A 6,267-nucleotide genomic window follows, 5' to 3' on the forward strand; every position below is an offset into this window, starting at 1 on the left:
TAAAAAGGACGCTTAATGCGTCCTTTTTATTATTTATTCTTTTCACCAAACACAGAAACATTTAAATTCCGAATTTTGGTACTGCCCGCAGGTTTATCGAAACTCACATCATACTGCACCAGATTGGTATTGTTATAGCCATATTCATAAGTCACCGTATACAGTGATGGTTTATCCATTGCCTTTTCAATATGCTTGGCCACAATATTTTTGCGTGTATACGGTTTATCTGGAATCCCTCGGGTAAATTTACGCAACTCTTTTTCATTTTGCATAAATTTTGCTTTCAGCTCAGGCTCTAAATACACATATAACTGGTCAAAATTGCCTTCACGTAATTGATCATAAGCCGCCTGTGCAACTTCACCCTGTGCTTCACTTGGGTCAGGAATTGCATTTAATGCTTTTTGACCAATTTGGTCACAACCCGACAATGCTATGACGCAACCTAGTAACAAAAAATTTGCCTTCATATCCACGCTGATTCCTAAATTTAGATTTTAAGTATATAAAAACTTTCAGTATTCGTATTGAAAATAAAGAAGTCTCATTAAACTTCTTCCTTTCCAATTCGCTTGTACTAAGCAAAATAATGTTCTGCTCACTTAAACTCGACTGAACAATTTCACTCTTCATACTTTTAAATAGAGTTTGCCTATAAAATTTAGGACTATTTAGTCACTAACTTGAGATGTGCACCGATAATTTTGGCTAAAGGATCATCTTTTCTAAAGAGCACAGTATAAAATACCGTTCGCTGTTCATATTCATACTTATATTTTGCTTCAATCAGCTCACCAGCTCGACTATGTTTGACACTTTTATATTCCAACATTTTATGATCTAAAAGTTTTTCATAATATGGAATATATGCCGAGATCTCTGGCAGTAATGTCGGCTGTTCCAACAACTCTCGATAAAGATTTTCATCTGTTATTTGCTGAATTTGCTCTACATCTTTATCACGTATGGCCACATACAATTGCTCAACATGCTGAAGTTGTAAGGGACTCAAATTATAAGGGATGGATGATTCTTTTCTTATACCTTCATTGATTTCGAACGATATCGGTTCACTGCATCCTATTAAAGTGAAACAAATGATCAGAACTTTGCATTGAACAATTTTTTTGAAATACATTTAAATCACTTTTCTTATTTATACAATTTAATTGTTTATAACAATCCACTTATAAAAAAGGACGCCGAAGCGTCCTCTTTCATGGATCTAAAATCAATTTTCCTCAGGCTCATTTGAGTCTGATGCATTTTCATTTTGATCGATAATGGTTGAATCATCTACAAGTTGTTCAGTTTCAGCTACATCCACTTCATCAAAAGCTTCATCTTCTTCCACTGCTTCAATCGCAACAACGCCGACCAAGATCTCGTTTTCACCTAAACGGATCAGACGAACACCTTGTGCATTACGACCAGTTTGTGCCACTTCAGAAGCACGTGTACGCACCAACGTACCACCATCTGAAATTAACATTAACTCTTTCGATGCATCAATTGATACAGCACCCACCAGTTCGCCGTTACGTTCAGATGTTTTAATTGCAATAACACCTTTACCGCCACGTTTTTTGGTCGGGAAGTCATCGACTGGGGTACGTTTACCATAACCGTTTGCAGAAGCACACAGCACTTCACCAGTTTCCGGAACCACCACCAATGACACAATACGGCTGATTAATGCTGAATCTAAAGATTCTTCATCATCTGAATCCACATCTGCATCTTCAACATCTTCCGCTTGAGCGGCTGCACCAATGGTCACACGCATACCGCGTACACCTTTGGCAGAACGGCCCATTGAACGCACATCAGTTTCTGCAAAACGAATCGCTTTACCTTCGTTCGAGAACAACATAATTTGCTGTTCGCCATCGGTAATCGCAACACCGATTAAGGTATCATCGCCATTCAGTTCAATTGCACGCAGACCGTTTGAGCGGACATTCGAGAACTGTTCAAGTTCAACACGTTTGATCGTACCGTATTCGGTTGCCATGAATACGTAGAAGTTTTTACGTACCGCTTCAGCTTGTTGTACGAAGTCATTGATGATTTCGTCATCAAGGTCGGTAGTAGAAAGCTCTAGACCCAACTGTTTCAACTGAATACGCAGTGTATCAGATAAATCATCCGCGCCATCTTCAGTTTCAGCAAGTGCATTTTCCAGCTCAACAAAATGACCATTAATCACTTCATTGCTTTGTAACTGCGCTGCATTGGTTTTTACGAATGCTTTAAAGTCAGCCAAACGCTCTTTAAATTTCTTCGGCGCATCGATGACCGGTAAAATCGCAGTAATCGTTTCATTGTCATCGAGTGGCAATAAGTTCACCATCGGACGACCTTTCGCACCACGTGACGCTTGCGGCACTTCATACACTTTCAGACGATATACTTTACCCACGTTAGTGAAGCACAATACCGTTGCATGGTTCGATGTCACAATCAGATGTTGAATGTAATCATCTTCTTTCATTGAGGTTGCAGACTTACCACGGCCACCACGACGCTGAGCAGCGTAGTCTGACAAGGGTTGAGTTTTTGCATAACCTGATTTAGAAACAGTCAAAACCATTTGCTCTTCAGGAATCAAATCTTCACGCGAGAAATCGATACGCGATTCAACAATATCGGTACGACGTGCATCGCCATATTGTTGCAAGATTAAAGACAATTCTTCTTTAATCACGTTCATCAATAAATTGAAGTCATTCAAAATTGCAGTGTATTCAGCAATTTGACCAAGAATATCCGTATATTCAGCATGTAACTTGTCTTGTTCTAGACCTGTTAGACGATGTAAACGTAATTCAAGGATCGCACCCACTTGTGTTGGAGAAAGACGGTAAACATCACCATCAATACCAAATGGACGATTTGGATCTTCACCTTCAATTTCATCTGGACGAACTGAAACAGAACCTGCTTTTTCAAGCAGTGCAGCAACACCGCCCGCAACCCACTCACCAGCTTGTAAACGCTCACGCGCTTCAGCGGGGTTCGCAGAACTCTTAATGGTTTCGATAATGGCATCAATATTGGCCAATGCAACCGTTAAACCTTCCAAGATGTGGCCACGTTCACGTGCTTTACGCAGTTCGAACATGGTACGACGTGTCACCACCTCCTGACGGTGGCGTACAAAGGCCGCAATGATGTCTTTCAGATTCATCAGTTTCGGCTGACCGTTATCCAAACACACCATGTTGATACTGAATGAGTTTTCCAGCTGCGTATTCATGAACAGATTATTGACAATCACTTCTGCGTTTTCACCGCGTTTCAAGTCAATGGTAATACGCATGCCGTCTTTATCGGATTCATCACGCAGTTCTGAAATACCTTCCAGCTTTTTCTCTTTCACCAGCTCAGCGATACGCTCAATGGTTTTCGCTTTGTTGACCTGATACGGAATTTCTGTGAAGACAATCGTGCTGCGGCCAGTTTTCTGGTCTTCTTCGATATGGTATTTACCGCGGATATGCAAACGGCCTTTACCTGTGCGGTAAGCGTCCACAATGCCTGATTTACCGTAAATAGTACCGCCTGTAGGGAAATCTGGACCTGAGATGTGTTCCATCAAGCCTTCAATACTGATCTGTGGGTCATTGGCATAAGCTAAGCAGGCATTAACGACTTCTGTCATATTGTGCGGTGCCATATTGGTCGCCATACCGACTGCAATACCTGTTACACCGTTAATCAGTAAGTTCGGCACACGCGTCGGCATCACTTGCGGAATACGTTCAGAACCGTCGTAGTTGTCTTCCCACTCTACGGTATCTTTTTCAAGATCGGCCAATAGCTCATGAGTCAATTTACGCATACGGACTTCGGTATAACGCATTGCTGCTGCACTGTCACCATCGACAGAACCGAAGTTACCCTGACCATCCACCAATTGATAACGTAAGCTGAAATCCTGAGCCATACGAACAATTGTTTCGTATACAGCTGAGTCACCATGAGGGTGATATTTACCGATAACGTCACCGACTACACGGGCAGACTTTTTGTACGCTTTGTTGTAGTCATTGCTCAATTCGTGCATTGCGAAAAGCACGCGGCGGTGAACAGGTTTTAGACCATCCCGCACATCTGGCAATGCACGCGATACAATTACGCTCATCGCATAATCGAGATACGAACTTTTGAGTTCATCCTCAATGGCAATCGGTCTAATTTCCGATACGCTCATGCATACTCCTTATTATACAGGCAAAAATGACCTGCATTTATATGTCGTAAATTCAGCTAAAATTTCACTCAAAAGCATGAGTCAAAATGTAAAATACAGCCGTGAATTATAGCATAAAACCACTCTAAAATGTGTGTTTTGGATACAGACTATCCCGTTATATTTTTTAATAATTTAGGTGTCTTTCATCCAAAGCCAAACATTCAACTGAATCCACCGCTATAGATGTGAAATACATCTCTAAAATGCCGCTACTACATACAAGATCGCTACCCTTGGAATGGTGAGATGGGATCCTGAACGAGCAATTTAGACAACTGAAGCGCAGCTTGAGCAACTTTTTGCTTTAATCACAGCCTGATCTGCAATTCAGCTAAACGCAAAGCAATTATGTAAAACATCAGAAAACATCAGACCATAAAAAAACCCTTAGATTGCTCTAAGGGTTTTTGGGAACAATTCGTTCAGGAATTAGATTTTAGAAACCAATTCAGGAACCACAGTGTTCAAGTCACCCACTAACCAGTAGTCTGCTACTGCATTAATTGGCGCTTCTTCGTCTTTGTTAATCGCAACGATTACTTTTGACTCTTTCATACCTGCCAAGTGCTGAATCGCACCTGAGATACCTACAGCGATATAAAGTTCTGGCGCAACAATTTTACCTGTTTGACCAACTTGCATATCGTTTGGTACGAAGCCTGCATCTACTGCAGCACGTGACGCACCTTGAGCAGCGCCCAGCTTGTCAGCCAATGGATCAAGTACAGCGTGGTAGTTTTCACCTGAACCCACACCACGACCACCAGAAACAACAATACGTGCAGCTGTTAATTCAGGACGTTCAGATTTTACGATTTCTTCTGAAACGAACTTAGAAATACCTGCATCGCCCGTAGAAGCAATAGCTTCAACAGCAGCAGAGCCACCTTCAGCCGCTACAGCATCAAATGCAGTACCACGAACAGTTGCAACAACTACTGATTCAGCAGATTCTACAGTTGCAATTGCGTTACCCGCATAGATTGGACGTTTGAAAGTTTTAGCACCTTCAACAGCAATGATGTCAGTGATCATGCTTACGTCTAAAAGTGCAGCAGCACGCGGAAGAATGTTTTTGCCAGTTGTTGTAGAAGCTGCAAGGATGTGAGAATAACCCGCACCAATTGAAGCCACTAACTTTGCAACGTTTTCAGCCAATTGGTTTGCATAAGCTGCATCATCAGCAAGCAATACTTTGCTTACGCCAGCAACTTTCGCGGCTTGGTCAGCAACTGCTTGCGCGCCTGAACCAGCAACCAACACAGTGATATCACCACCGATTTTTTGCGCCGCAGCAACAACGTTTAAAGTTGCACCGTTTAGTGCTTTGTTGTCGTGCTCAGCGATAACTAAAATACTCATGATTGTATCCTTCTGTATTAGATCACTTTCGCTTCGTTTTTCAATTTTTCTACAAGCTCGTCTACAGACTTCACTTGTACACCAGCTTTACGTTCAGCAGGAGCTTCAACTTTTACAGTTTTAAGCTTAGTTGCAGGATTAACGCCAAAATCAGCCGGTGACTTGGTATCAAGCGGTTTTTTACGCGCTTTCATGATGTTTGGAAGTGCAGCATAACGCGGCTCGTTCAAACGTAAGTCAGTCGTGATGATTGCTGGAAGTGCAAGTTCAACAGTTTGTAAACCACCGTCGATTTCACGCGTTACTTGTACTTTGTCGCCATCAACTTTAACTTCTGAAGCGAAAGTACCTTGGCCTGCACCTAGAAGTGCACCAAGCATCTGACCGACTTGGTTAGAGTCGTCATCAATTGCTTGTTTACCAAGAAGGATCAATTGAGGTTGTTCAGCGTCAACCACACCTTTTAGGATTTTCGCAATTTCAAGTGCGCCTAATTGGCTGTCGTCAGCTTCAACAAGGATACCGCGGTCTGCACCAAGCGCCATTGAAGAACGGATTTGTTCTTGCGCTTCTTTAGGACCAATAGAAACAACAACGATTTCTGAAACAGTTCCTTTTTCTTTTAAGCGAACCGCTTCTTCCAC

Annotated in this window: 5 protein-coding genes; all 5 read right to left on the reverse strand. The window is 42.0% G+C overall.

The genetic code is table 11. The annotated features are described in order from the left end of the window. Positions 1-29 precede the first annotated feature (29 nt). Entirely contained in the window at positions 30-473 is a 444-nt protein-coding gene (locus ACN6OV_RS09035) for a DUF3887 domain-containing protein (protein ID WP_427952178.1), read from the reverse strand. Between the two features lie 197 nt (positions 474-670). Further along, positions 671-976 (reverse strand): hypothetical protein, encoded by a 306-nt coding sequence (locus ACN6OV_RS09040; protein WP_427952180.1) that lies wholly within the window; start codon positions 974-976, stop codon positions 671-673. 258 nt (positions 977-1,234) lie between these two features. Further along, the gene (gene gyrA, locus ACN6OV_RS09045) at positions 1,235-4,219 is read right to left on the reverse strand and encodes a DNA gyrase subunit A (RefSeq protein WP_427952182.1); all 2,985 of its coding nucleotides are present in this window, start codon (positions 4,217-4,219) and stop codon (positions 1,235-1,237) included. A gap of 471 nt (positions 4,220-4,690) precedes the next feature. After that, positions 4,691-5,623, reverse strand: coding sequence for an electron transfer flavoprotein subunit alpha/FixB family protein (locus ACN6OV_RS09050; RefSeq protein ID WP_427952184.1), 933 nt, complete (start codon positions 5,621-5,623; stop codon positions 4,691-4,693). A gap of 17 nt (positions 5,624-5,640) precedes the next feature. Then, a partial coding sequence (locus tag ACN6OV_RS09055; RefSeq protein WP_427952186.1) for an electron transfer flavoprotein subunit beta/FixA family protein occupies positions 5,641-6,267 on the reverse strand: 627 nt, incomplete at its 5' end.

The organism is Acinetobacter sp. (genome assembly GCF_050285345.1).
Taxonomy (GTDB): Bacteria; Pseudomonadota; Gammaproteobacteria; order Pseudomonadales; family Moraxellaceae; genus Acinetobacter.